Source organism: Amycolatopsis ultiminotia (assembly GCF_039536925.1).
GTDB classification, from domain to species: domain Bacteria; phylum Actinomycetota; class Actinomycetes; order Mycobacteriales; family Pseudonocardiaceae; genus Amycolatopsis; species Amycolatopsis ultiminotia.
This window is the reverse complement of the sequence record NZ_BAAAZN010000026.1, coordinates 43,894-66,297: the sequence shown is the minus strand read 5'-3', so window position 1 is coordinate 66,297 and position 22,404 is coordinate 43,894. Positions and strand designations below refer to the sequence as shown.

Genomic DNA, 22,404 nt, shown 5'->3' with positions numbered 1-22,404 from the left:
GGGTGACCACCGCTGGCGTTCGCCGCGGGCAACCGGCACACTGAACGCGCTGTGAGGGGAGTATTCCTCCGCGGCGGTGTCGTCAGCACGGCGGCCCGGACCTCCGGTGAGCACGGTGATCGCGATGATCACGGGCGCTCGCCGGGCACCGGCCCCCGGCACCGCCGGCCGGGTTGTGAAACCGGCGGAAGAGACCTCCGGTTAGTTGCTGCTGCGCACTATCCGGAGGTTTGTTTTCATGACCGTTCCCGTGTGGCTGTGGTTCGCCACGGTCGGTGGCTTGCTCGCGCTGATCGGCCTCGACCTGGTGATCGTCGATCGCAAGCCGCACGAGGTGAAGACCGGCGAGGCCGCGCGCTGGGTGATCTTCTACGTCGCGTGCGCCGTGCTGTTCGGTGCCGGCGTGTGGATCTTCGCCGGGCACGACCCGGGCGTCGAATTTTTCACCGGCTACATCACCGAGTACTCGCTGAGCGTCGACAACCTGTTCATCTTCATGATCATCATGGCCTCGTTCAAGGTGCCGGTGATCCACCAGCACCGGGTGCTGCTGGTCGGCATCCTGCTCGCGCTGGCGATGCGCAGCGTGTTCATCGCGGTCGGCGCAGCGCTGATCAACCAGTTCGTCTGGGTCTTCTTCCTCTTCGGTGCGGTACTGGTCTGGACCGCGATCAGCATGCTGCGCGGCAAGAGCGAGGACGAGCAGTACCAGGAGAACGCGGTCACCCGCTGGGTGCGCAAGCTGTTCCCGGTCGCCGACGATTTCCACGGGCACAAGTACCTGGTCAAGCGGGACGGCAAGCGGATGATCACCCCGATGCTGCTGGTGATCGTGGCGATCGGCTCGGCCGATCTGCTGTTCGCGGTGGACTCGATCCCGGCGATCTTCGGCATCACCCAGGACGCCTTCCTGGTGTTCACCGCCAACGCGTTCGCGCTGATGGGCTTGCGGCAGCTGTACTTCCTGCTCGGCGGGCTGGTGAACAAGCTGGTGTACCTGAGCTACGGCCTCGCGGTGATCCTCGCCTTCATCGGCGCCAAGCTGGTGCTGCATGCGCTGCACGAATACCACGTGGCGCCGGATTGGCTCGACATCAGCAACTGGGTATCCCTCGGCGTGATCGTGGTCGTGCTGGCCGTCACCACGGTGCTGAGCCTGGCCAAGGCCCGGCGCGACGAGCGCGCGGGCGTCGAGGCGAAATAGGTCGTTCGCTTTGCTAAAGGTCCGGTACGGTCGTCGGCATGCGTCCTGCCGACATCGAAGCACTCGTCGTCCCCGGCCGTCCCGCGCTGCGTGGTGAGCTGCTGCTCACCACGGTGAGCAGGCCCGATCTCGAGGCAGACCGGAACCACACCGCACTGCGCCGGGTCTCGCTCGCCGACGGGGGCGACCGGCCGTGGACGTACGGTCCGCGTGACTCGGCGCCGGCGATCTCGCCGGACGGGCGCTGGGTCGCGTTCCTGCGTGCCGGCGAAGGCAAGGCCGCCGAAGGCAGTCCGCAGGTGCACGTGATGCCTGCCGAAGGCGGCGAAGCGCGCCGGCTGACGTCGTTCCCGCTCGGTGCGGACGAACCGGTGTGGGCGCCGGATTCGCGGCGCCTCGCGTGCACCGCCCGGCTGCCCGAAGCGGGACGTTACGGCACCGAAGACACGGACGGCCGGACGCCGGAGGCGGACGCCGAGCAGCCCCGCCGGATCACGCGGCTGGACTACCGGATCGACAACATCGGTTTCCTGCGGGACCGGCCGAAGCGGCTGTTCGTGCTCGGCATCGATGAAGAGACCGGCGAAGGCGGGGAGCCGGAGCCGCTTTCACCGGCGGACTACGACGTGCAGGAACCGGCGTGGACGCCGGACGGCGAACGTGTCGTCGTGGTGGTACCGCAGGAGTTCGACCGGGTGGAGACGCTGTCGAACGACCTGGTGGCCTTCCCGGCCGGCGGCGGGGAACCCGAGCTGCTGGTCTCCTGCCCCGGCGAGGCGAAGTACCCGGTGTTCGGCCGGGACGGCGCGCTCTACTACCTCGGTACGTCCTATGCGGACGGTGTACTGGTGGCCACCAACACCGGGCTGTACGCCGTGGTTGCGGGCGCGGAGCCGCGGCGGCTGACCGACCAGGAGACCGTCGACGTCGAGTCCGGCGCCGGTCCGGCGATCCCGTTGGCGGACGAGGTGCTGGTGCCGGTGCGCAATCGCGGCGCCGTCGAACTTCGGGCAGTCCCCGCGTCCGCGGAGAATGCCGAACTCGACAGCCTGCGGGTGCTGCACAGCGGCCAGTCGGCGGTCCACGGGTTCGCGGCGGACGGCGACACGGTGGTCGCCGTGGTCGCGACGCCGGAGACGGCGGGTGAGATCGTGGTGCTCGGCGGGGACCGCCCACGGGTGCTCACGGATTACTCGAAGACGTTGCGGGACAAGGGACTTTGCCGTGTCGAGGAGCTGAACACCACCGCTGCGGACGGCTACCCGGTGCACGGCTGGCTGGTGCTCCCCGACGGCGACGGACCGCATCCGGTGCTGCGGGTGGTGCACGGCGGCCCGTTCACCCAGCAGGAGTGGGCAGTGTTCGACGAAGCCCAGGTGTACGCCTCGGCCGGCTATGCGGTGGTGCTGGGCAACCCGCGCGGTTCGGCCGGGTACGGGCAGGCGCACGGGCGCTCGGTGGTGCACGCCATGGGCACCGTGGACGTCGAAGATGTGCTTGCGCTGCTCGACAAGGCGCTCGAACGGCCGGACCTCGACTCGTCCCGGGTCGGCATCATGGGCGGTTCCTACGGCGGGTTCATGACCAGCTGGGTCGCCGCGAAGCACCCCGAGCGGTTCCGTGCCGGGTGGAGCGAGCGGGCGGTGAACGCCTGGGATTCGTTCCTGGGCAGCTCCGACATCGGCTACTTCTTCACGAAGGCGTACGTCGGCACGGATCCCGAGGTGCAACGCGAACGCAGCCCGCTCAGCTACGCCGCGGACGTGCGGATCCCGTTCGCCGTGGTGCATTCCGAACAGGACTGGCGGTGCCCGCTGGAACAGGCGCAGCGGATGTTCGTGGCGCTGCGCCGGGCGGGGGCGGATCCGGAATTCCTGCTCTTTCCCGGCGAGGGCCACGAGCTGTCCCGCACGGGCCGGCCCCGGCACCGGGTGCAGCGCTTCGCCGCGGTGCTGGAGTGGTGGTCGCGCCACCTCAGCTGAGCAGCGTGTAGTTCAGCTCCTCGCACACCCGGCCGAGCGGTACGTCCAGCCCCGGATGGTCCAGCGGCAGCAGGACGTCCGGGGCGATCGGCAGGGCCGCGCCTGCCGGCGGATCCCACAGGCACACCGCGGGACCGCCGGAGTCCATCGACGAGCGATACCACAGGCCGTCGAGATCGGGCATCGCCGCGCGGATCGCGCGTGCCCAGGCCTGGGTGATCTTCTTCGGCCCGCTGGAGATCTCCTGCGAGGCGCCGACCCTGGTCGGCCACAGGCCGCTGAGGTCGAGCATCCGCAGGGCCCGGATCGGCCGCACCACGACCAGCCGCGGGCCGCGGGTGGTGCGGTCCACGGTGGAGGTGGTCTGGAAAACCTCGGCGATGCTGGTGCGCACGGTCAGGCCGAAGTACAGCACGCCGTCGGCGGGGTCGGTGACCGGCTGCCCGCCTCGTCCGGGCTGCTGCTGGTCGAACCGCCCGTGCGGGAGCGGGCCGGTGTAGCGGAACGTGTTCCACTGCTGCGGGTGGTTGCCGTGTGCGGTGAAGATGCGGACCAGCCTGGTCTCGGGCTGGACCGCCACCACGTCGTGGTCCCGATCCAGCTCCTTGACCAGGACGGACCGCGCCGGTGGCAGGGGGAGCCGGGCCATGCGTCGGTGGTTGTCCGTCCTGTGTCGGTGATCTTGCCGGTCAGCCTAGAACGGCTCGCCGAGCGTGGCGACCAGGCGGGCGACCTGGTCCGGGTCGCCGCCGGCGAGCAGCCACTGGCGGGGCGTGGCCGGGCGGTCGCTGATCACCAGGTCCGTCTGCGGGGTGTTCATGAAGGCCGCGACGACCAGTGCCGGCTGGTCCGCGGGAATCGCGCGCAGCACGACCTCGAGGCCGGGCAGCACGCCGGAGCCGTTGAACTGCCATCCGGGCAGTCGCCACCCCTGGTCCTTCCAGCCGGTGAGCCTGCCTTCGTTGAGCCGGTGGCGGATGCGGCTGTCGTCGACGTTGAGCATCTCCGCGGCCTGCCCGACCGACAGTGCGGAGTCGGCCAGCACGGCGTGCGCGGCGACGGTGCGCGCACGGAAATCGGGCTCGCCCTCCCCGCGTGGGCTCAGGTCGAGGCCCGCGCCGGAGAGCGCGGCGACCTGATCGGGGGAGAAGTAGTGTGCAGGGTCGGGGTTCGGCGGGGACAACCGGCGGGCCGCGTCCTCCACGAGCGTGAGGAAGGCGTTCGCATCGGCCTTGAGCCCAGCTCTGGCGAGAACATTCTCCAGCGCGACTGACATGCGCTCAGACTAGCGCGGATGTGCGGGTTCGTGCGGTTCCTGTCCGAAATGTGGGCGAATTCATCAAAGATCGACACGTATCGCACAGCACCCAACACGATGAGTAGGCAATTTCGAGTCAGTGTGCCCCGGCCAGGCAGGGTTGTCCAGGCTTTCGTGTTCTTGACACTCCCTCGTGGCGCACTTACGTTCACTGTGGTAATCGATTTCTCCGCCTCAGGCTCGCGCGGGCTCCGGCGACCGCCGGTGCTGGGGGGACAGGGGGTGGGACGTGCCCGGGGGTCGGCTCGACGCCGGCCCCCAGGTACGTCGTCCACCCTTCCGTTCCGCCGGGAGCCGCTCTTTCACCGGGAGCCGCTGTTCGGCCGGGATCCTTTCTTCGGCCGAGACCCTCTGCTTTCGCCGGGATCCTCTGCTTTCGCCGGGATCCCAGTGCGGCAGGCGGTCCGTCATCCGGGCCGTGCTGGGCCGTGGGTTCGGGCTTGCCGGGCCGGCTCGCACCCGGTAGCCGACCAGCCGGGTGTGCCTGCCGGACGTGCCGCCCGGATTTCCCGCGACAATCGGGTTTCTTGCGCACCCGCCGGTCGCCCCACGGCCGGGTCTTGCGGGTAAGCGCCGGGCCGCGCGTGCGCGACCGCCCGGGTTCTCGCTCCGCTGCGGCGGGTTTCTTGCTGCGCGACGGCCGGCTCCCGTCGCTCGACGGGTCAGCGCCGGGAGCTTTGCCGTTCGATCAGCCGGGCGTCCAGGGTTTCCGTGACTGCGGTGCGGGTGCTGTCGGCGATGCGGGCGAGCAGGAGCTGGGCGGCGACCCGGCCGATCTCGTACGCGGGCTGGGCCACCACGGTGAGCGGCGGGTCGATCAGCGGGGCCCACGGGGCGTCGTCGAAGGAGACCAGACCCACGTCGCGGCCGGGGCGCAGGCCGCGGGCGGCCAGTGCCTCCAGCACACCGATCGCCATCGTGCTGTTGGCGATGAGCAGCGCGTCCGGCGGGACAGGCAGATCCAGCAGTTCGCCTGCGGCCAGCCGGGCGCCTTCGGCCCGGTACCGCGCCCGGCGGCAGAGCGCGTTCTCCTCGCCGACCGCGTCCAGGTAGCCGGTCAGCCGGTCGTCGGCGGTGCGCACCCCGGCCGGGCCGCTCAGACAGCCGACCCGGCGGTATCCGCCGGTCATCAGATGCCGCGTCGCGTCCCGGGCGGCGCGGCGGGTGTCCACCAGCACCTGGTCGCCGTCGGTGCCGGTGAGCGGCCGGTCGACCGCCACCACCGGGGTGCCCAGCCGGCGCAGCAGCGCGACGTTCGTCGCGGGACCGGTGGGGGAGAGCACCACGCCGGCGACCCGTTCCTGCAGCGCCACGTCGAGGTACCGGCGTTCCTTGTCGGCGTTCTCGTCCGAATTGCACAGCACCACCGAATAGCCCGACACCTGCGCCAGATCCTCGACCCCGCGGGCGAGCGAGGTGAAGAACGGGTTCTCCACGTCGGAGATGATCAACGCGAGCACCGCGGTCTCCTGGCGGCGCAGGTTCCTGGCCAGTCCGTTCGGGTGGTAACCGAGTTCCTCGGCCGCCGCGACGACCCGCGCGGCGAGCTCCGGGTCCACAGTGGACTTCCCGTTCAGCGTCCTGGACACGGTCGCCGTGGAGACCCCCGCCCTGGCGGCGACGTCGCTGATGGTGGCCACCGCGCCTCCTCGTCCTGGCTTCCTTGACACTCCGGTGACCGAAGAATAGCGTCCTCGGTAATCGTTTACCGTCCGCTCACCGGAGGTACCGCGGTGCAACCGGGCCCGCTGCTCGGCGTCGACATCGGCACGTCCAGTGCGAAGGGCGTCCTGGTGGGTGCGGACGGCACTGTACTGGCGCGGGCGAGCCGCCCGCACACGACCTCCCGCCCGCGTCCGGGCTGGTTCGAACACGACGCGGAAACCGTCTGGTGGGCCGGGTTCACCGCGCTCGTGCGGGAGCTGCTCACGGCCGCGGACGGCACCCCGCCTGCCGGGCTCGCGGTGAGCGGGATCGGCCCGGTGCTGCTGCCTGCCGACGACGCCGGACGTCCGGTGCGCCCGGCGATCCTCTACGGCGTGGACACCCGCGCGAGTGCGGAGATCACCGAGCTCACCGCGGAACTCGGCGCAGAGTCCATTGTGGAGCGGTGCGGCAGCGCGCTGTCCAGCCAGGCGGTGGGCCCGAAGTGGCGCTGGCTGTACCGCCACGAACCGGAGGTCGCCGCCCGCGCGCGGCGGTTCCTGATGGCGAGTTCCTATCTGGTGCAGCGGCTCACCGGCGCGTACGTGCTCGACCACCACTCGGCGAGCCAGTGCGATCCGATGTACGACCTGCGAACCGGGGACTGGGCCGCCGACTGGGCCGCGCTCGTCGCGCCGGGGATCGAGCTGCCCCGGCTGGCCTGGCCGAGCGAGGTGGCCGGCACGGTGACCGCGGCGGACGCCGCGGAAACCGGTCTGCCTGCCGGGATGCCGGTCACCTGCGGCACCGTCGACGCGTGGGCCGAAGCGGCGAGTGCGGGCGTCGTGGCACCGGGCGACACGATGATCATGTACGGCACCACCATGTTCTTGATCCAGCAGACAGCCACGCCGCGTCCGGTGCCGGGACTGTGGGCGACGCGCGGCGTGTTGCCCGGCAGCTATTCGCTCGCCGCGGGCATGGCCACCTCGGGTGCGATCACCGACTGGCTGCGCGATCTGTTCGACGGTGATTTCGCCCCGCTGGTGGCCGCTGCCGGCGAGGTGCCCGCCGGCAGCCGGGGGCTGCTGATGCTGCCGTACTTCGCGGGCGAACGGACGCCCGTGCCCGATCCCGAGGCACGCGGCGTGCTGGCCGGGCTGACCACCGGGCACGGACAGGCCGAGCTGTACCGGGCCGCGCTCGAGGGAACCGCGTACGGGGTGCGCCACAACCTGGAAGCGATGGGTGGCCCGGCGCGGCGGCTGGTCGCCGTCGGGGGCGGCACCCAGGGCCGGGTGTGGACCGGGATCGTGAGCGACGTGACTCGCGAGGACCAGCACGTACCCACCGAAACGATCGGCGCGGCGTTCGGCGACGCACTGCTCGCCGCCGTCGCCGTGGGCCAGGACCCGGACGTCGAGGCCTGGAACCCGGTCGCGGAAGTGATCCGCCCCGACCCGGCCCGCGCGGACACCTACGACGAGTTCTACACCCGCTACCGCGCTCTGTACCCGGCGACCGCGGAGATCGCACACTTCCTTGCACACCAGCACAACCTCGCGGCGGGCGCGGGGGAGTAGCCCGGTGCCTCGTCAGGCGAGGCGGACAGCATCCGGCGACAGCCCAGCCTCCCCGGGACCGCCGGGCGCAACGGTCCCGGTCGACGGCGCTTGGCAGGATCGGCGTGCCGCCCGGTCTTCGTCCGGGCCACGAGCACCGGCTCGATTCCGCGGGGGACGTGCCTGGTTTCGCCGGATGCGATGGGTCGAACCGGTCGGGGGCTAAGCCGACGTGGTGACCTCGCCGGGGAAGGTCAGGTCGGCTGGTGGGCGAAGCCGGCGCGGGTAGCTCCGGGGCGGCGGGTCCGGGCCGGCAGTGAGGCGACTGGCGTGACCTTGCCGGTGCGGTGGGTTGGTCGGCGTGGGTGCCAGGCGTGGGTGGTTTTCGTCGGATGTGGCGGATCCGAGTCGGCGGTGAGGCAAACCGGTGCGCATGGTTCCGCCGGGAGTGCCGGGTCCGGAGCAGGCGACACCGGTGGTTTCGTCGGGGGTGGTGGGTTCAGCCGGTGGCGTGGCGGGAGAAGTACGTGTTCGGCGGCAGCCCGGTGAGGGTCCGGCATTCCCGCGACAGGTGGGCCTGGTCGGCGTAGCCCGCGGCGGTGGCGAGGGCTGCCAGCCCGGCTGTGGCCGGGGCGCGGGCGATTGCCCGCTGGAAGCGGAGTATCCGCAGGTAGGTGGCCGGTCCGTAGCCGACGGCCAGGATGAACCGGCGGCGCAGCTGACGTTCCCCCACCCCGTTCGGCGCGGCGCCGATGCGGGCGGGCGCCTGCGCCAGATGGGCGAGCATCCGGTCCACCACCGGATCGGGGACGGCCGGGCGCACGGTGTCGGCGAGGGCACGGCCGTTGAGGATTTCGTCCGCACGGGAAGGGCTCCACAGCCGCGCGAGCGGTACTCGCTGGTCGCGTAGCTCGTTCGCGCCTGCACCGAGTACCGGGGCCGCCGCGCCCGGACGGAGCCGGAGTCCGCGCAGGTGCGTGCCCGGGGCGAATTCGGACGTCCACGCCCCGGTGTCCGGTCCGGCGACGAATACCTCGCCGCCTCCCACGACCAGGTCCACGCAGCCGTCGGGCACGATCCGCTTCGGGCCGTGCTCCACCGACTCCCACAGGCAGCGCACGGTGCCGCGCAGCACGGCCGGCGGAGGCGTCTCGCGATACACACCGCAGTTGTGCCGCCCGGGTACGACAGAATGCGGCCATGATCCCGATCGACTCGCTTGCCTGGGTCCACGTCCGCGACCGGCGGCTGCTGTCCGTGCGGACCACCGGCAAGGCCAAGTTCTACCTGCCCGGCGGCAAACGCGAGCCGGGCGAAGGGGACGTCGAGGGGCTCTGCCGGGAGATCCGCGAGGAACTCGGCGTGCGGCTCGACCCGATGAGCTTCCGGTTCTTCGCACTCCTCGACGAACCGGCGGACGGGTTCGCCGACGGCCGCCGCGTGCGGATGACCTGCTACACCGCCGGTCACACGGGTGAGCCGATGCCGTCCGCGGAGATCGCCGAAACCGCCTGGCTGGGCTCGGCCGACGCGGGCGCGTGCCCACCCGCCGGACAGCGCGTCCTGCGGATGCTCGCCGACTCGGGGCTCGTGGACTGACCATCGAGTCCACCCAAAAGGGTGAAGAATTCTCGGATACGCCGGTGTGGGTAACGCCGCGTGACTATCCGCCGAGAAACAGGACGTCCTGCTCAGCCGCGTTCACGCCGAGCGCGCTCGAGGAGAGAAGACCTCTCGATGGATGTTCCTGGTGCGGCCCGGCCCACGGCGGACCGGGGAAAGCCGGACCGGCTGCGGCCGCTCGGCAGGGTGGCGGTGGTGCTCGGGGTGCTCGCGGCCGCCGTGGCCGGGTACCTGATCCCCGGCTCCGGTCCCGGGCAACCCGATCCGGCCGGCGCGGCGGCGACCGGGCCTGCGGCAAGCGGCGGACCGGCCGGCTCGGCCGGCCGGAAAGCGGGCTGGACGGGAACGAGCGGCCGGGCCGGATCGGCCGGGCAAGCCGCGGCCACCGGACAGACCGGAACCACTGGGCAGGCCGGGACCACCGGGCAAGCGGGGACCACCGGGCAAGCGGGGACCACCGGGCAAGCGGGGACCACCGGGCAAACGGGGACCACCGGGCAAACGGGGACCACCGGGCAAACGGGGACCACTGCCGAGACCGGGACCATCGGCCAGACCGGAACAACCGGCAAGACAGGCCGAGCCGCATCCACCGGCCGGACCGGCTCGGCCGGGGACGCGGTGGCCGCCCAGCCTGCCGTCGACGAGAGCGTGCGCCGCACCGTCGTGTACGAGCTGACCGGTTCCGGCGGGGCGCACAACCTCACCTATGTCGCCGACGGTGGCGACCTCGAACAGCAGGCCGAAGTCGCCACGCCGTGGTCGGTCACCGTGCACCGTTCGGCCTCCGCCGGTGCACAGGTTTTCTCGGGTCTCGTCGTGCAGAACGCCGGAGCCGGCGCGCTGGCCTGCCGCATCCGGGTGGACGGCACGGTCGTCGCCCGGCAGTCCGTGACGGGGAAAGGGACCCGGCTCAGCTGCACGGCGTGAGGCCCGCTGAGGCAAGATCCCCATGGTGAACGCGGCGATCGGCTTCGGCCCCGCCCTGGTGGCGGTCCTGGTGGTACTCACGCTCGCCGGTGCCGCGGTCGTGCGCTACGGCGGGTTGGGACAGGGCCGTGCCGTGGTCGTGGCCGCGGTACGGGCGGTCGCGCAGCTGGCGCTCGTTTCGCTGGTGATCACCGTGATCCTGCGCTCGGGCTGGCTGACCGGGCTGTTCGTGCTGGCGATGTTCGCGATCGCGGCGGGTACTTCGGCCGCCCGGATCGGGGCGCGACGGCACGTCGGCTGGGTCGCGCTGGCGCTGGCCTCGGGCGTGGCGCCGGTGCTGGCCCTCGTGCTCGGCTCGGGAGTCGTGCCCGCGCGGCCGATCGCGGTGGTGCCGATCGCCGGGATCGTCATCGGCGGCGCGATGTCCGCGACCTCGCAGGCCGCCCGCCGCGCGCTCGACGAGCTGGCCCAGCGCCACGGCGAGTACGAAGCCGCGCTCGCGCTGGGGTTCCTGCCCCGGCCTGCCGCGCTGGAGATCTGCCGTCCGTCGGCGGGCCAGGCACTGATCCCCGCACTGGACCAGACCCGCACGGTCGGACTGGTCACGCTGCCCGGCGCGTATGTCGGCGTGCTGCTCGGCGGCGCGAGCCCGCTGCAGGCCGGGACCACCCAGGTCCTCGTGCTGATCGGGTTGCTGGCCGCCGAATCGGTCGCCGTGCTGGTGAGGCGTGCAGCTGGTCGCGGACGGGCGGATCCGGCGGCGTCAGCCGAGCGGCGCGGCCAGGTGAGCGGTGTCGTTGAACCGGCGCACGATCCAGTTTTCGCCGTGCACCACCAGATGCGACACCGAACCGTTGTCCGCGCCGAGGAAGGCGAACCGGTCGAGTGCCCGGCTGGCCTGTGCGAAGATCTCGCCGATCACGCCGCCGTGGGTGAACACCGCCACCCGCCGGTCCGGGTTCGCCGCGGCGATCCGGATGAGCGCGGCGCGGATCCGGCTGCCGAACGCCTCGTCGGACTCCGCGCCGGGGATGACGTCCCAGCGCTGCTGCGTCCACAGCTGCTCGACGATCGGATGGCCCTCGGTGGTGTACTTGCGGAAGAGCCCGTTTTCCCAGTCACCCAAGTGGATTTCCCGCAGCTCCGGCTCCACGGACGGGGTACGGCCGAGCTGCTGCGCCAGCGGTGCGGCGGTTTGCGCGGTGCGCCGCAGGGTGGTCACGTACAGCGCGTCGAGCCGTTCGCCTGCCAGCCGCCGGGCCACTCGTTCGGCGTGGTCGCGGCCCTCCGGAGCGAGGTCCGGGTCGGCCTGCCCGGCCACGGTGTCGAACGGCCGGCTCGTCCGGGCAGGCATCGATTCGCCATGGCGCACCAGGAAAATCTCGGTCGCCCCGGGCGGCGGGGTGAACCGGTGCTGGCGGTACTCGATCTCCTGCTCGGGCGTGCTCATGTCCCCGACCCTAACCGGCGCGGCGGGTTCAGCCCAGTTGCTTGTCCACGAAACACCACCGCCAGGATTCGCCCGGTTCGAAGCTGCGCATCACCGGATGCCGGCTTTCGTGGAAGTGCTGTGCGGCGTGCTTGGCGGGCGAGGAATCGCAACAGGCGACGTTGCCGCACTTCAGGCACATCCGCAGGTGCACCCAGGTGGTGCCTTCCTCGACGCATGCCGCGCAGGTGTCCGGCGAGCTGGGTTCCTTCGCGGTCCACTCGTGCGCGAGGTGCTTGCACGAACCGGCCGTCGCCGCGGGCGTGCTGAGTTCACGGCCCTCCTGCGGCGGTTCCTCTTCTTCGCGGTCGAGCATGGACTCCTCGATGTCCAGCCGCGCGAGGATCCGCCGCAGCACGTCGTCGTCGGCGGTGCCCTGGTCCCGTGCCTGCAGGAACTGCTCGCGCTCGGCGTCCAGCAGCTGCACCCGCAGCCGGCGGTAGGCGTCGCTGGGGGTTTCCGCCAGCGAGCTCTGCCTGCCGAGCTGTTCCCACGCCGAGTCCGAACGGTCCTGCAGCCGGTCGCGCAACCGCTGGAGCACCTCCGGCGGATCGTCCGGTTTCTGCAGTTCTTCCAGCCGGCGCAGCGCGACGCCGGTCATGTCGTGCAGCACGGCCGCCTCCTGCAGTGCGTCCTCCGCCGGATCGGGCCGGGGCAGCCGCAGCCGCCGGATCAACGGGGGCAGCGTCATGCCTTGCACCAGCAGCGTGCCGGCCACCACGACGAACGCGGCCAGCACCAGCACCGCGCGCTGCGGGGTTTCGGCGGGCAGCACGAAGGCGGCGGCGAGGGTGACCACGCCGCGCATCCCGGCCCACGAGATCACCGCCGAGTACCGCCACGGCCAGATCTTGCCGCGGCTCGCGCCGAGGCGGCGCAGCAGCCGCCGGACGATACCGATGCCTGCCATCCACACCATGCGCGCGGCGACGGTCGAACCCAGCACCGCCGCGCAGATGCCGATCAGCGTCCACAGCGACAGCCCGCTCTTGGCGACCTCGGCCAGTATCCGCCGCAGCTGCAGGCCGATCAGCAGGAAGACCATGTTCTCCAGCAGGAACTGCACGGTCTGCCAGTTGAGCCTGCTGGCCAGCCGCGACGGGCCGGACTGGATCTGCGGTGCCTTGTGCCCCTGGATCAGCCCGGTGACCACCACGGCGAGCACCCCGGATCCGTGCGCGGCTTCGGCGAGCAGGTAGGCGGCGAACGGCACCGCGAACGACAGCGCGGTGTCGGTGATCGGCTCTTCCAGCTTGGCGCGCAGGAACGCCACCACGACGCCGACGACCAACCCGATCACGACCCCGCCGACCGCGGCGAGCAGGAAGTCGAGGCCGACCTGCCACAGGCTGACCGCGCCGGCGATCGCCGCGATCGCAGTGCGCAGCGCGACGAGCGCGGCGGCGTCGTTGAACAGGCTCTCGCCCTCCAGCAGCCGGACGAGTTTGCGCGGCATGCCCACCCGCCGCGCGACCACGCTCGCGGCCACCGCGTCCGGCGGCGCGACGACCGCGCCGAGCGCGATCCCCGCCGCGAGCGGCAGTCCGGGCACCACCGCCCAGGCGACCAGCCCGACGCCGAACGCGGTGAACACCACCAGCCCGACCGACAGCAGCGCGATCGGCCCGCGCAGCTTGCGGAACGCGACCAGTGAGGTCTGGATCGACGCCGAGTAGAGCAACGGCGGCAGCAAGCCGATCAGCACGACTTCGGGATCGAGCTCGTACTCCGGCACCCCGGGCACGAACGACGCCGCGACTCCCACCGCAACCAGGCACAACGGTGCCGACCAGTCCAGCCGTCGCGCCGCGACCGTGACGACGAGGACGGTCACGACCAAGGCGACCAATTCCGCAGCGATGTGCACGCGACAATCATCACCCGCGCACCCCCGGCTGCGCCCGGGGGTGGCCGAAACTACCGCATTAGGCTGGCTCCGTGACAACGGCGGAGACCACGACCGGGACAGTGCGCGGGGTGGCGGGGGACGGCGTCCGGGTGTTCCGCGGCGTTCCGTTCGCGCAGCCGCCGGTGGGGCAGTTGCGGTTCTGCGCGCCGGTTCCGGTGACCCCGTGGACCGGCGTGCGGGAGGCGACCGAGTTCGCTCCGATGGCCCCGCAGCCGGACGTCACCGGCAAGCGGTTCGTCGGCGACGAGGACTGCCTCTACGTCAACGTCTACGCGCCGGACTCACCCGGTCCGTACCCGGTACTGGTGTGGATCCACGGTGGCGGCGGGGTGATGGGGTCCCCGCACCAGTTCGACGGTTCCGGCTACGCCCGGCGCGGGGTGGTCGTGGTGACGGTCGGCTACCGGCTCGGCGTGCTGGGCATGCTGCGCCTGCCCGGCGTTTCCGAGGGCAGCCTTTCCCTGCGGGACCAGGTGCTGGCGCTGGAGTGGGTGCGCGACAACGCGGCCGCGTTCGGCGGCGACCCCGGCCGGGTCACGCTCGCCGGGCAGTCGAACGGCGGGCGCACCGTGGGCACGTTGCTCGCGGTCCCTTCCGCGCGCGGGCTGTTCCGGCAGGCGATCGTGCAGAGCGGCACCGGCGTCGGTTCGGTGGTGCACACCCCGGCCGAAGCCGAGACGGTCGGCAAGGCGGTCCTCGACGATCTGGCGTTGCCCGCCGAAGCTCTCGCCACGGCACCGGTGACGCAGATTCTGGCGGCACAGCAACGGGTCACGGCCGCGCTCGGCACGCTGGTGCCCTACCGGGTGGTCGTGGACGGGGAGCTGCTGCCGCGACGCCCGGGAGACGCCGTGGCCGACGGCGTGGCCAGGGACGTGCGGGTGCTCGTCGGCACCACCGCCGACGAGCAGGACCTGTTCTCCTGGCTGCAAACCGGTGGTGCGAAGCTGCTCGGCACCGGCTCGACGATGCTCGACGCGGACGCTCTGGCCCGCGCCCGCACCGCGTACCGCGAGCTGTTCCCGGACCTGCCCGAAACCGAGCTGATCAACCGCGTGCGCACGGCGGGTGACTGGTGGCTGCCCGCGATCCGTCTCGCGCAGGCCCAGCACGCGGCGGGCGGGCGGGCGTGGATGTACCGGCTGGACTGGCGGATCGCACCGCGTGGCCGCGGACTCGGTGCGGCACACGGCATCGACCTCCCGTTCGTGTTCGACGACATCGGCAATCCGAACTGGCGCTTCCTGTTCGCAATCGCGCGTCCGGACCCCGCACGGCTGCGCGCGATGGCCACGGAGATGTTCGACGCCTGGCTTCGCTTCGTCACCACCGGAGAGCCGGGCTGGCCGCACTACGAGCCGGACGAGCGGGTGACCCGGCTCTTCGACGATGCCAGCACCACGGTGTCGGACCCGAACCGTGAAGAGCGCCTGCTGTGGAGCGGCCGCGGGTGAGGGCGTCGCTCGCCGGTTGACCAGCCCGACGTGTCGTCCGCGAAGACCGCTTGTCAGAGCGCGTCGAGGTAGTACCAGCGGCCTGCTTCGCGCACGAAGCGGCTGTTCTCCTGCTGCGCGTCCTCGTGTCCCCGGTAGCGGTAGTGCGCGCGGAACTCGACCGTGCCTTCGGTTTCGAGCAGCGAGCCGCCGGTGTGCCCGAGCACTTCCAGCCGGAGCCACTCCTGCGCGGGGTCGAGCCGCAGCCTTCGGGGCCGGGTGTCGGGATGCCAGGTGGCCATGAGGTAGTCGCGGTCCTCGACGGCGAACGCGCAGTAGCGGGACCGCATCAGCCGCTCGGCCGTCGGAGCCTGCTTTTCGCCGCGATGGAAGCGGCCGCAGCAGTCGTCGTAGGGCTCGGGCAGGCCGCAGGGGCAGCGGTCAGCCACGGGCCCGCCGTACCCCGGCTTCGGCGGACTCCTGCGCGCCCTTGACCGCGAGCCGGTCCGCGCGTTCGTTCTCCGGCAGGCCGGCGTGGCCCTTGACCCACAGCCATTCGACCTCGTGCCGCTCGCCCGCGCTGTCCAGGCGCTGCCAGAGATCGGCGTTCTTGACCGGCTGCTTCGCCTGCGTCTGCCAGCCGTTCTTCTTCCAGCGCGGCATCCACTGGGTGACGCCGTTGCGGACGTAGGTGCTGTCGGTGTAGATCCGCACGACCGCGGGCCGGGTGAGGCTTTCCAGCGCGCGGATCGGGGCCATCAGCTCCATGCGGTTGTTGGTGGTGACGGTGTCCTCGCCGCCGTAGAGCTCCCGCTCGTGCTTGCCGTAGCGCAGGAACGCGCCCCATCCGCCCGGTCCGGGATTGCCGCTGCACGCGCCGTCGGTGTAGATCTCCACGGCCTGGTCCGTCCGCTCCGCCACGCGGAGACCCTACCGTTCCCGCATCCTGGGACCGGGAATGCCGCGCCCGCGGGTGCGTTGTCCCCGCGACACGAGCGGAAGGGGCACGATGAGCGCGGATTTCACCCAGGCGTGGCGGGACTGGAAGACGGAACGGGAAAAGACGCTCGCCGACCCGTACGGCTGGCTCGCGCTGGTCTCCCTGGACTGGCTCGAGAACGAGCCGCGCACCTACCCCGGGCTGCCCGGCCGCTGGTGGCAGGACGCGGACGCGGCCTACGTCGACCCGGACGGGGCCGATCTGCGCCACGACGGCGAGCCGATCACCGGAACGCACCGCTTCGAACTCGTCAACAGCGGCGCGGGCACCCGCGTGACGGCGGGGGCGGTGGAGGTCGAGATCGCCCGCCGGTCCGGCTACCTGATCCGCGTGCACGACCCGGAAGCCGAGGTACTGCGCGACTTCCGCGGGGTCCCCGCCTACGCCCCCGATCCGTCCTGGGTGCTGGCCGGTCGCTTCGAACCGTTCGACGAGCCCCGCCCGACCACGGTGGGCGCGGTGGTCGAAGGTCTCTCCCACGTCTACACCGCACCCGGCCGGGTGCACTTCGACCACGACGGGACCGAGTACACGCTGACCGCCTTCAACGGCCACGGCGACGGGTTGAACATCCTGTTCACCGACGCGACGAGCGGCGTGACGACCTACCCCGCGAACCGCTCCCTGCCGGTGCCCCGCCCCGCGCCGGACGGAACGGTCACGCTGGACTTCACCCGGGCGGTCAACCTGCCCTGTGCGTTCACCGACTTCGCGACGTGCCCGCTGCCACCGGAGGGCAACCGCCTGCCGTTCGCAGTGGAAGCGGGGGAGCAGCTGCCGTACGAACGGCAGAGCTGACACACTCCGGCCGGTTTTCAGCACAGCGTTCCACCGGTGTCCCCGCCGGCCGTCGTCACCGGCGGGGCCCGGATTCACCAGCCGCGTTCGCGCCACTCGGTGAGGTGTGGCCGCTCGGTGCCGAGGGTGGTGTCGTCGCCGTGTCCGGGGTAGACCCAGGTGTCGTCCGGCAGTGTGCCGAAGATCCGCGTTTCCACGTCGTCGAGCAGCGAGTGGCTGGTTACGAGGCGGATGTGGAAGACGCTCGATCAGCTCGTTGTCCGGAAACCTGGCGGTTGTACCTGCGACGTGCACGGCGGGGAGCACTGGCGTAGATCTGTTCGGGACGCACGTACCGGCAGATTGTCCGGTGGTGACGCCCGAAACCGTCGCTGCCGGTGATGAGCAAGTAGTCACCGGTTTTCACCCGGTGGCTGTGGAACCATGCATCGCTGCTCTTCCCCGATCCCTCGAAGCGAATCACCGCCTTCGTGCCGGTCCGTGCCAATTGGTAGACCTTCCGGACTTGGACCAGGTCGGCCTCGGGGTGGGCACGTCGCCGAGCCAGCAGAAGTTCCCACTTGCCGCTGCCATGGTGCCGGCGGAACAGCAGCCGGAAAAGGTTCCGGAGCAGTCGTAGCTCTGCCTTCAGCAGGGCGATCGGAATGCCGCCGCCGTAGCTGTCGTCATTGTGCGACCGTCGCCGGTAGGACAATGCTCTTCACCAGCCGCGTTCGCGCCACTCGGTGAGGTGTGGCCGTTCGGTGCCGAGGGTGGTGTCGTCGCCGTGTCCGGGGTAGACCCAGGTGTCGTCGGGCAGTGTGCCGAAGATCCGCGTTTCCACGTCGTCGAGCAGCGAGGTGAAGTTCTCCGGCGCCCAGGTCTTCCCGACTCCGCCGGGGAACAGTGAATCCCCGGTGAACAGGTGCGGGTGTCCCTTCGGGTCGCGGTACAGCAGTGCGATCGAGCCCGGTGTGTGCCCGCGCAGGTGGATCACCTCGAGGGTGACCTGCCCGAACTGCAGGGTGTCGTCGTGCTCGACGAGGAAGTCCGGCGGGATCGGCAGCGGCTCCGCGTCCAGCGGGTGTGCCGCGGTGTTCGCGCCGTTCGCGCCTGCCACCGCGCCCAGCGCCTGCCAGTGGTCCTGGTGCTGGTGGGTGGTCACGACCGTGCGCAGCGCGGGCCGGTCCGGGCCGTGTCCGACGACGTCGGAGATGCGGTCCGGATCGTTCGCCGCGTCGATCAGCAGCGCCTCGTTCTCGGCGCGGCACACGAGCAGGTACGCGTTGTTGTCCATCGGGCCCACGGAGAGCTTGGTGATGGTGAGGCCGTCCAGCGTGCGGCGGGCGGCGTCGCCGCCCGGTTCGACGTGCCCGGTGTAGGTGTCGGCGATGTTCACGAGACCACACGGTAGCCGGGTCCGGCCGCCGCGCTCCACCCGTCCGCGCCGGGGGCCGCACCGGTCCGGGCGCGCGGGCCCGGCCTGTATCGTGGTCGGGGACCCGCCTGCCTCCCCGAACCGCAGGGCGCGTCTTCCCGCTCGCCGGTGAAAAGCCGGAAAAGACCAGGTAACAGACGTGCGGTGCGGTTTTTGTCGGGGGTCCGCCCTAGCCTGGGCGGCGCCCGCAGGCGGCGGGCCAGAAGCCGAGAATGACTGAAGGGACGTGGGCGTGGCTGATCGCCTCGTTGTTCGCGGTGCGCGCGAGCACAACCTCCGCGGCGTGGATATCGACCTGCCCCGCGACAGCCTGATCGTGTTCACCGGCCTGTCCGGGTCGGGCAAGTCGAGTCTTGCCTTCGACACGATCTTCGCCGAGGGGCAGCGGAGGTACGTCGAATCGCTGTCGGCCTACGCGCGGCAGTTCCTCGGGCAGATGGACAAGCCGGACGTCGACTTCATCGAGGGTCTCTCGCCCGCGGTGTCGATCGACCAGAAGTCCACCTCGCGCAACCCGCGCTCCACGGTGGGCACCATTACCGAGGTCTACGACTACCTGCGGCTGCTCTACGCCCGCGCGGGCAAGGCGCACTGCCCGAAGTGCGGTGAGGCGATCAGCAAGCAGACCCCGCAGCAGATCGTCGACCAGGTGCTGGACATGGCCGAGGGCACCCGGTTCCAGGTGCTCGCACCGGTGGTGCGCGGGCGCAAGGGCGAATACGTCGACCTGTTCCAGAACCTGCAGCAGCAGGGCTACGCGCGGGTGGTCGTCGACGGCACGGTGCACCCGCTCACCGATCCGCCGAAGCTGAAGAAGCAGGAGAAGCACCAGATCGGCGTGGTGATCGACCGGCTCACGGTCAAGGCGAGCTCGCGCCAGCGGCTCACCGATTCGGTGGAGACCGCGCTGCGGCTGGCCGACGGCCTGATCGAGCTGGAGTTCGTCGACCTGCCGGAGGACGACGCGCACCGGGTGCGCGGCTTCTCCGAGAACCTGGCCTGTCCCAACGGTCATCCGCTGGCGATCGAGGACCTCGAACCGCGCTCGTTCTCGTTCAACTCGCCCTACGGCGCATGCCCGGAGTGCACCGGTATCGGCATCCGCAAGGAGGTCGACCCGGAGCTGGTGGTGCCGGACGACGAGCTGTCGCTGGCCGAGGGCGCCATCGCGCCCTGGTCCGGCGGGCAGAGCGCGGACTACTTCCTGCGGCTGCTGGAATCGCTGTCCGAGGCGGTCGGGTTCCGCACGGACACGCCGTGGCGGCGGCTGCCCGCGCGGGTGCAGAAGGCGGTGCTGCACGGCGTCGACGAGCAGGTGCACGTCCGCTACCGCAACCGCTACGGCAGGCAGCGTTCGTACTACGCCGCTTTCGAGGGGGTCATCCCGTTCCTCGAGCGGCGGCTCGAGCAGACCGAGTCCGAGTACATGCGCGAGCGGTACGAGGGCTACATGCGCGAGGTGCCGTGCCCTGCCTGCCAGGGCACCCGGCTCAAGCCGGAGATCCTCGCGGTCACGCTGGACCACGCGACGCAGGGCGAGCGGTCCATCGCCGAGGTGTGCGCGCTGTCCATCGCGGAGTCCTCGCAGTTCCTCGACGAGCTGGTGCTGGGCCCGCGCGAGGCGATGATCGCCGGTGCGGTGCTGAAGGAGATCCAGGCCCGGCTGCGCTTCCTGCTGGACGTCGGCCTCACCTACCTGTCGCTGGACCGCGCATCGGCCACGCTGTCCGGCGGCGAGGCGCAGCGCATCCGGCTGGCGACGCAGATCGGCTCCGGTCTGGTCGGCGTGCTCTACGTGCTGGACGAACCGTCGATCGGGCTGCACCAGCGCGACAACCACCGGCTGATCGAGACGCTGACCCGGCTGCGGGACCTCGGCAACACGCTGATCGTGGTGGAGCACGACGAGGACACCATCCGCTCCAGTGACTGGGTGGTCGACATCGGCCCCGGCGCGGGCGAGCACGGCGGGCACATCGTGCACAGCGGACCGTACAAGAAGCTGCTGAAGAACCGGGAATCGCTCACCGGTGCCTACCTGTCCGGCCGGCGCGAGATCGAGGTGCCCGGGATCCGCCGTCCGGTGGACAGGAAGCGGCAGCTCACCGTGGTGGGCGCGCGCGAGCACAACCTGCGCGGGATCGACGTGTCGTTCCCGCTCGGCTGCCTGGTGTCGGTCACCGGGGTGTCCGGTTCGGGTAAGTCCACGCTGGTCAACGACATCCTGGCGCAGGTGCTGGCCAACAAGCTCAACGGCGCGCGGCAGGTGCCGGGGCGGCACACCCGGGTCAACGGGCTGGGCAACGTCGACAAGCTGGTGCGCGTCGACCAGTCGCCGATCGGGCGGACCCCGCGGTCCAACCCGGCCACCTACACCGGCGTGTGGGACCACGTGCGCAAGCTGTTCGCGGCCACCACCGAGGCAAAGGTGCGCGGTTACCAGCAGGGCCGGTTCTCGTTCAACGTCAAGGGCGGCCGCTGTGAGGCGTGCGCGGGTGACGGCACGATCAAGATCGAGATGAACTTCCTGCCGGACGTCTACGTGCCGTGCGAGGTGTGCAAGGGCGCCCGGTACAACCGGGAGACGCTCGAGGTGCACTACAAGGGCAAGACGGTGTCCGACGTGCTGGACATGCCGATCGAGGAGGCCGCCGGGTTCTTCGAGCCGATCAAGGCGATCCACCGGCACCTGCAGACGCTGGTCGATGTCGGTCTCGGTTACGTGCGCCTCGGCCAGCCCGCGCCCACCCTCTCCGGCGGTGAGGCGCAGCGTGTGAAGCTGGCCAGTGAACTGCAGAAGCGTTCCACCGGCAAGACCGTCTACATCCTCGACGAGCCCACCACCGGCCTGCACTTCGAGGACATCAGCAAGCTGATCGGCGTGCTCAACGGGCTGGTCGACAAGGGCAACACGGTGATCGTGATCGAGCACAACCTGGACGTGATCAAGACCTCCGACTGGATCGTCGACATGGGCCCGGAGGGCGGTTCCGGCGGCGGCATGGTCATCTCCGAGGGCACCCCCGAGGAGGTGGCGGCGGACGAGGACAGCTACACCGGCGAGTTCCTCCAGCAGGTGGTGAACCCGGCCTGACGCACCCGGCGACTGGGCCCGGCCCGGCCGGTGGTGCCGCGGTGGACCACGGGGAGCGCAGCCGGAGGACCTGCCGCGCGAGCCCGAGCCCCGTTCCCCGGCTGCCGGGACAGCCCGCAGCGGGCGACGCTCGGGTCGGCGGGACGGGGCGTAGCGGGCGACGTTCGGGTCGGCGGGACGGGGCGTAGCGGGCGACGTTCGGGTCGGCGAGACGGGGCGTAGCTCGGGCTGGCGGGACAGGGCGTAGCTCGGGCTGGCGGGACAGGGCGCAGCTCGGCCGGTTGCCCCGACCGGTCCACCGGTTTCGCAGACCGGGACCGGTGGGCCTGTGCTTGGCGTGCTTGGGGTTTCGGCGCGCGGCCGGGTGTGCCTGGTTCCGTCTTGGTGCGTGCTGGCCGCGGTGTGCCTGGTTCCGGTTTGATGTGCCCGGCCGTGTGCCTGCGACCGTCGTTGGGGGCTCGTGTGCCGCGGTTTCGGCTGGTGGGTCTGCGGCTGGTGTGGTTGCGGGCAGGGTTTGGTGTGCCTGCGGCGAGGCCTGTTGCCAGGCCGGTCTTTCGCCGACGTGTGCGACCGGCGACGGCGGACCGTGCCGCGGCCGGATCCGGTAGACGAACGGAGTCTCCGGGAGCAGATCCGCGTCGGTGTCGGAGGCTGGCGCGGGCGGCAGGAACTGCAGCGCCGGCCAAGGCCTCGGGCGCGTTGTCGTAGGTGAGCAGATGCGGCCGGCCGCGACCGGTTCCACAGGCCACCACTGCACGATGTCGGTGGGCGAAGGCATCGTCGCGGTGAGCGCCGGAGCAGCAGGCGCGGAGTTCCCGGAGTGCGCCGAGCACCCGGCGGCGCGGCTGACCCAGGGTGCGGAAGCACCGCGGCGCGGGTGCGACGACCTTCCGGAACGTCCAACCGGCGGCGGTGCGGTAATGGCCGGGGACGCCGCCGGTCTGTGCGATGTGGTGGCTGGGGGCACCGTCATGGGTGTGGGATCGGTGGCAGGCTGGGGA

General features: G+C 71.3%; 18 protein-coding genes and 2 pseudogenes. 9 read left to right on the top strand and 11 right to left on the bottom strand.

What is annotated here, in order from left to right; all coding sequences use genetic code 11:
* Positions 1 to 238 precede the first annotated feature (238 nt).
* Both ABD793_RS38390 and ABD793_RS38385 read left to right on the top strand, forming a co-directional pair.
* Positions 239 to 1,204, top strand: a complete 966-nt coding sequence (locus ABD793_RS38390; RefSeq protein ID WP_344868455.1) for a TerC family protein — start codon at positions 239 to 241, stop codon at positions 1,202 to 1,204.
* A gap of 38 nt (positions 1,205 to 1,242) precedes the next feature.
* The gene (locus ABD793_RS38385) at positions 1,243 to 3,186 is read left to right on the top strand and encodes a S9 family peptidase (RefSeq protein WP_344868453.1); all 1,944 of its coding nucleotides are present in this window, start codon (positions 1,243 to 1,245) and stop codon (positions 3,184 to 3,186) included.
* Here ABD793_RS38385 and ABD793_RS38380 read toward each other — a convergent pair.
* The 3 genes from ABD793_RS38380 to ABD793_RS38370 all read right to left on the bottom strand — a co-directional run bounded on the left by ABD793_RS38380 (position 3,179) and on the right by ABD793_RS38370 (position 6,144).
* Positions 3,179 to 3,835, bottom strand: coding sequence for an RES family NAD+ phosphorylase (locus ABD793_RS38380; RefSeq protein ID WP_344868452.1), 657 nt, complete (start codon positions 3,833 to 3,835; stop codon positions 3,179 to 3,181). The two genes, ABD793_RS38385 and ABD793_RS38380, sit on opposite strands and share 8 nt — an antisense overlap.
* Positions 3,836 to 3,880: 45 nt before the next feature.
* Positions 3,881 to 4,462 (bottom strand): DNA-binding protein, encoded by a 582-nt coding sequence (locus tag ABD793_RS38375; protein WP_344868450.1) that lies wholly within the window; start codon positions 4,460 to 4,462, stop codon positions 3,881 to 3,883.
* Positions 4,463 to 5,166: 704 nt separating this feature from the next.
* Positions 5,167 to 6,144 (bottom strand): LacI family DNA-binding transcriptional regulator, encoded by a 978-nt coding sequence (locus tag ABD793_RS38370; protein ID WP_344868448.1) that lies wholly within the window; start codon positions 6,142 to 6,144, stop codon positions 5,167 to 5,169.
* 93 nt (positions 6,145 to 6,237) lie between these two features.
* Between ABD793_RS38370 and ABD793_RS38365 the strand changes: the two genes are divergently transcribed.
* Positions 6,238 to 7,731 carry an FGGY-family carbohydrate kinase gene (locus tag ABD793_RS38365; protein WP_344868446.1) on the top strand — a complete coding sequence of 498 codons (1,494 nt, stop codon included), beginning with the start codon at positions 6,238 to 6,240 and terminating at the stop codon, positions 7,729 to 7,731.
* Between the two features lie 478 nt (positions 7,732 to 8,209).
* Here ABD793_RS38365 and ABD793_RS38360 read toward each other — a convergent pair whose 3' ends face one another.
* Positions 8,210 to 8,872, bottom strand: a complete 663-nt coding sequence (locus tag ABD793_RS38360; protein ID WP_344868445.1) for a DUF6597 domain-containing transcriptional factor — start codon at positions 8,870 to 8,872, stop codon at positions 8,210 to 8,212.
* 38 nt (positions 8,873 to 8,910) lie between these two features.
* Here ABD793_RS38360 and ABD793_RS38355 point away from each other — a divergent pair, with 38 nt between their 5' ends.
* The 3 genes and pseudogenes from ABD793_RS38355 to ABD793_RS38345 all read left to right on the top strand — a co-directional run bounded on the left by ABD793_RS38355 (position 8,911) and on the right by ABD793_RS38345 (position 11,051).
* Complete coding sequence (locus ABD793_RS38355) at positions 8,911 to 9,309, top strand: NUDIX hydrolase (protein WP_344868444.1); 399 nt, start codon at positions 8,911 to 8,913, stop codon at positions 9,307 to 9,309.
* Positions 9,310 to 9,447: 138 nt separating this feature from the next.
* Positions 9,448 to 10,263: an MmpS family transport accessory protein gene (locus ABD793_RS38350; protein ID WP_344868443.1), complete on the top strand. Its 816-nt coding sequence runs from the start codon at positions 9,448 to 9,450 to the stop codon at positions 10,261 to 10,263.
* A gap of 22 nt (positions 10,264 to 10,285) precedes the next feature.
* Positions 10,286 to 11,051: pseudogene (locus tag ABD793_RS38345) on the top strand (ABC transporter permease).
* Here the strand turns inward: ABD793_RS38345 and ABD793_RS38340 are convergent.
* Complete coding sequence (locus ABD793_RS38340; RefSeq protein WP_344868442.1) at positions 11,027 to 11,713, bottom strand: histidine phosphatase family protein; 687 nt, start codon at positions 11,711 to 11,713, stop codon at positions 11,027 to 11,029. The pseudogene ABD793_RS38345 and the gene ABD793_RS38340 sit on opposite strands and share 25 nt — an antisense overlap.
* A 28-nt stretch (positions 11,714 to 11,741) precedes the next feature.
* Entirely contained in the window at positions 11,742 to 13,619 is a 1,878-nt protein-coding gene (locus ABD793_RS38335; protein ID WP_344868440.1) for a Na+/H+ antiporter, read from the bottom strand.
* Between the two features lie 71 nt (positions 13,620 to 13,690).
* Between ABD793_RS38335 and ABD793_RS38330 the strand changes: the two genes are divergently transcribed.
* Complete coding sequence (locus ABD793_RS38330) at positions 13,691 to 15,115, top strand: carboxylesterase/lipase family protein (RefSeq protein WP_344868439.1); 1,425 nt, start codon at positions 13,691 to 13,693, stop codon at positions 15,113 to 15,115.
* Between the two features lie 53 nt (positions 15,116 to 15,168).
* On the opposite strand, the gene ABD793_RS38325 is transcribed toward ABD793_RS38330, so the two are convergent.
* Positions 15,169 to 15,543, bottom strand: a complete 375-nt coding sequence (locus ABD793_RS38325) for a YchJ family protein (protein WP_344868438.1) — start codon at positions 15,541 to 15,543, stop codon at positions 15,169 to 15,171.
* Complete coding sequence (rnhA, locus tag ABD793_RS38320) at positions 15,536 to 16,015, bottom strand: ribonuclease HI (RefSeq protein WP_344868437.1); 480 nt, start codon at positions 16,013 to 16,015, stop codon at positions 15,536 to 15,538. Before rnhA ends, ABD793_RS38325 begins: the two co-directional genes overlap by 8 nt.
* A gap of 88 nt (positions 16,016 to 16,103) precedes the next feature.
* On the opposite strand from rnhA, the gene ABD793_RS38315 reads away from it, so the two are divergent.
* Positions 16,104 to 16,892 (top strand): DUF1684 domain-containing protein, encoded by a 789-nt coding sequence (locus tag ABD793_RS38315; RefSeq protein WP_344868436.1) that lies wholly within the window; start codon positions 16,104 to 16,106, stop codon positions 16,890 to 16,892.
* A gap of 74 nt (positions 16,893 to 16,966) precedes the next feature.
* On the opposite strand, the pseudogene ABD793_RS38310 reads toward ABD793_RS38315, so the two are convergent.
* The 3 genes and pseudogenes from ABD793_RS38310 to ABD793_RS38300 form a co-directional block, all read right to left on the bottom strand.
* Positions 16,967 to 17,104, bottom strand: a pseudogene (locus ABD793_RS38310) (MBL fold metallo-hydrolase); the annotation flags it as partial.
* Positions 17,105 to 17,112: 8 nt separating this feature from the next.
* On the bottom strand, positions 17,113 to 17,586 hold the full coding sequence (locus ABD793_RS38305) for a hypothetical protein (protein ID WP_344868435.1): 474 nt from the start codon (positions 17,584 to 17,586) through the stop codon (positions 17,113 to 17,115).
* Between the two features lie 6 nt (positions 17,587 to 17,592).
* Positions 17,593 to 18,270, bottom strand: a complete 678-nt coding sequence (locus tag ABD793_RS38300; protein WP_344868434.1) for an MBL fold metallo-hydrolase — start codon at positions 18,268 to 18,270, stop codon at positions 17,593 to 17,595.
* A gap of 271 nt (positions 18,271 to 18,541) precedes the next feature.
* Between ABD793_RS38300 and uvrA the strand changes: the two genes are divergently transcribed.
* Positions 18,542 to 21,403 carry an excinuclease ABC subunit UvrA gene (gene uvrA / locus ABD793_RS38295; protein WP_344868433.1) on the top strand — a complete coding sequence of 954 codons (2,862 nt, stop codon included), beginning with the start codon at positions 18,542 to 18,544 and terminating at the stop codon, positions 21,401 to 21,403.
* Positions 21,404 to 22,404: the final 1,001 nt, after the last annotated feature.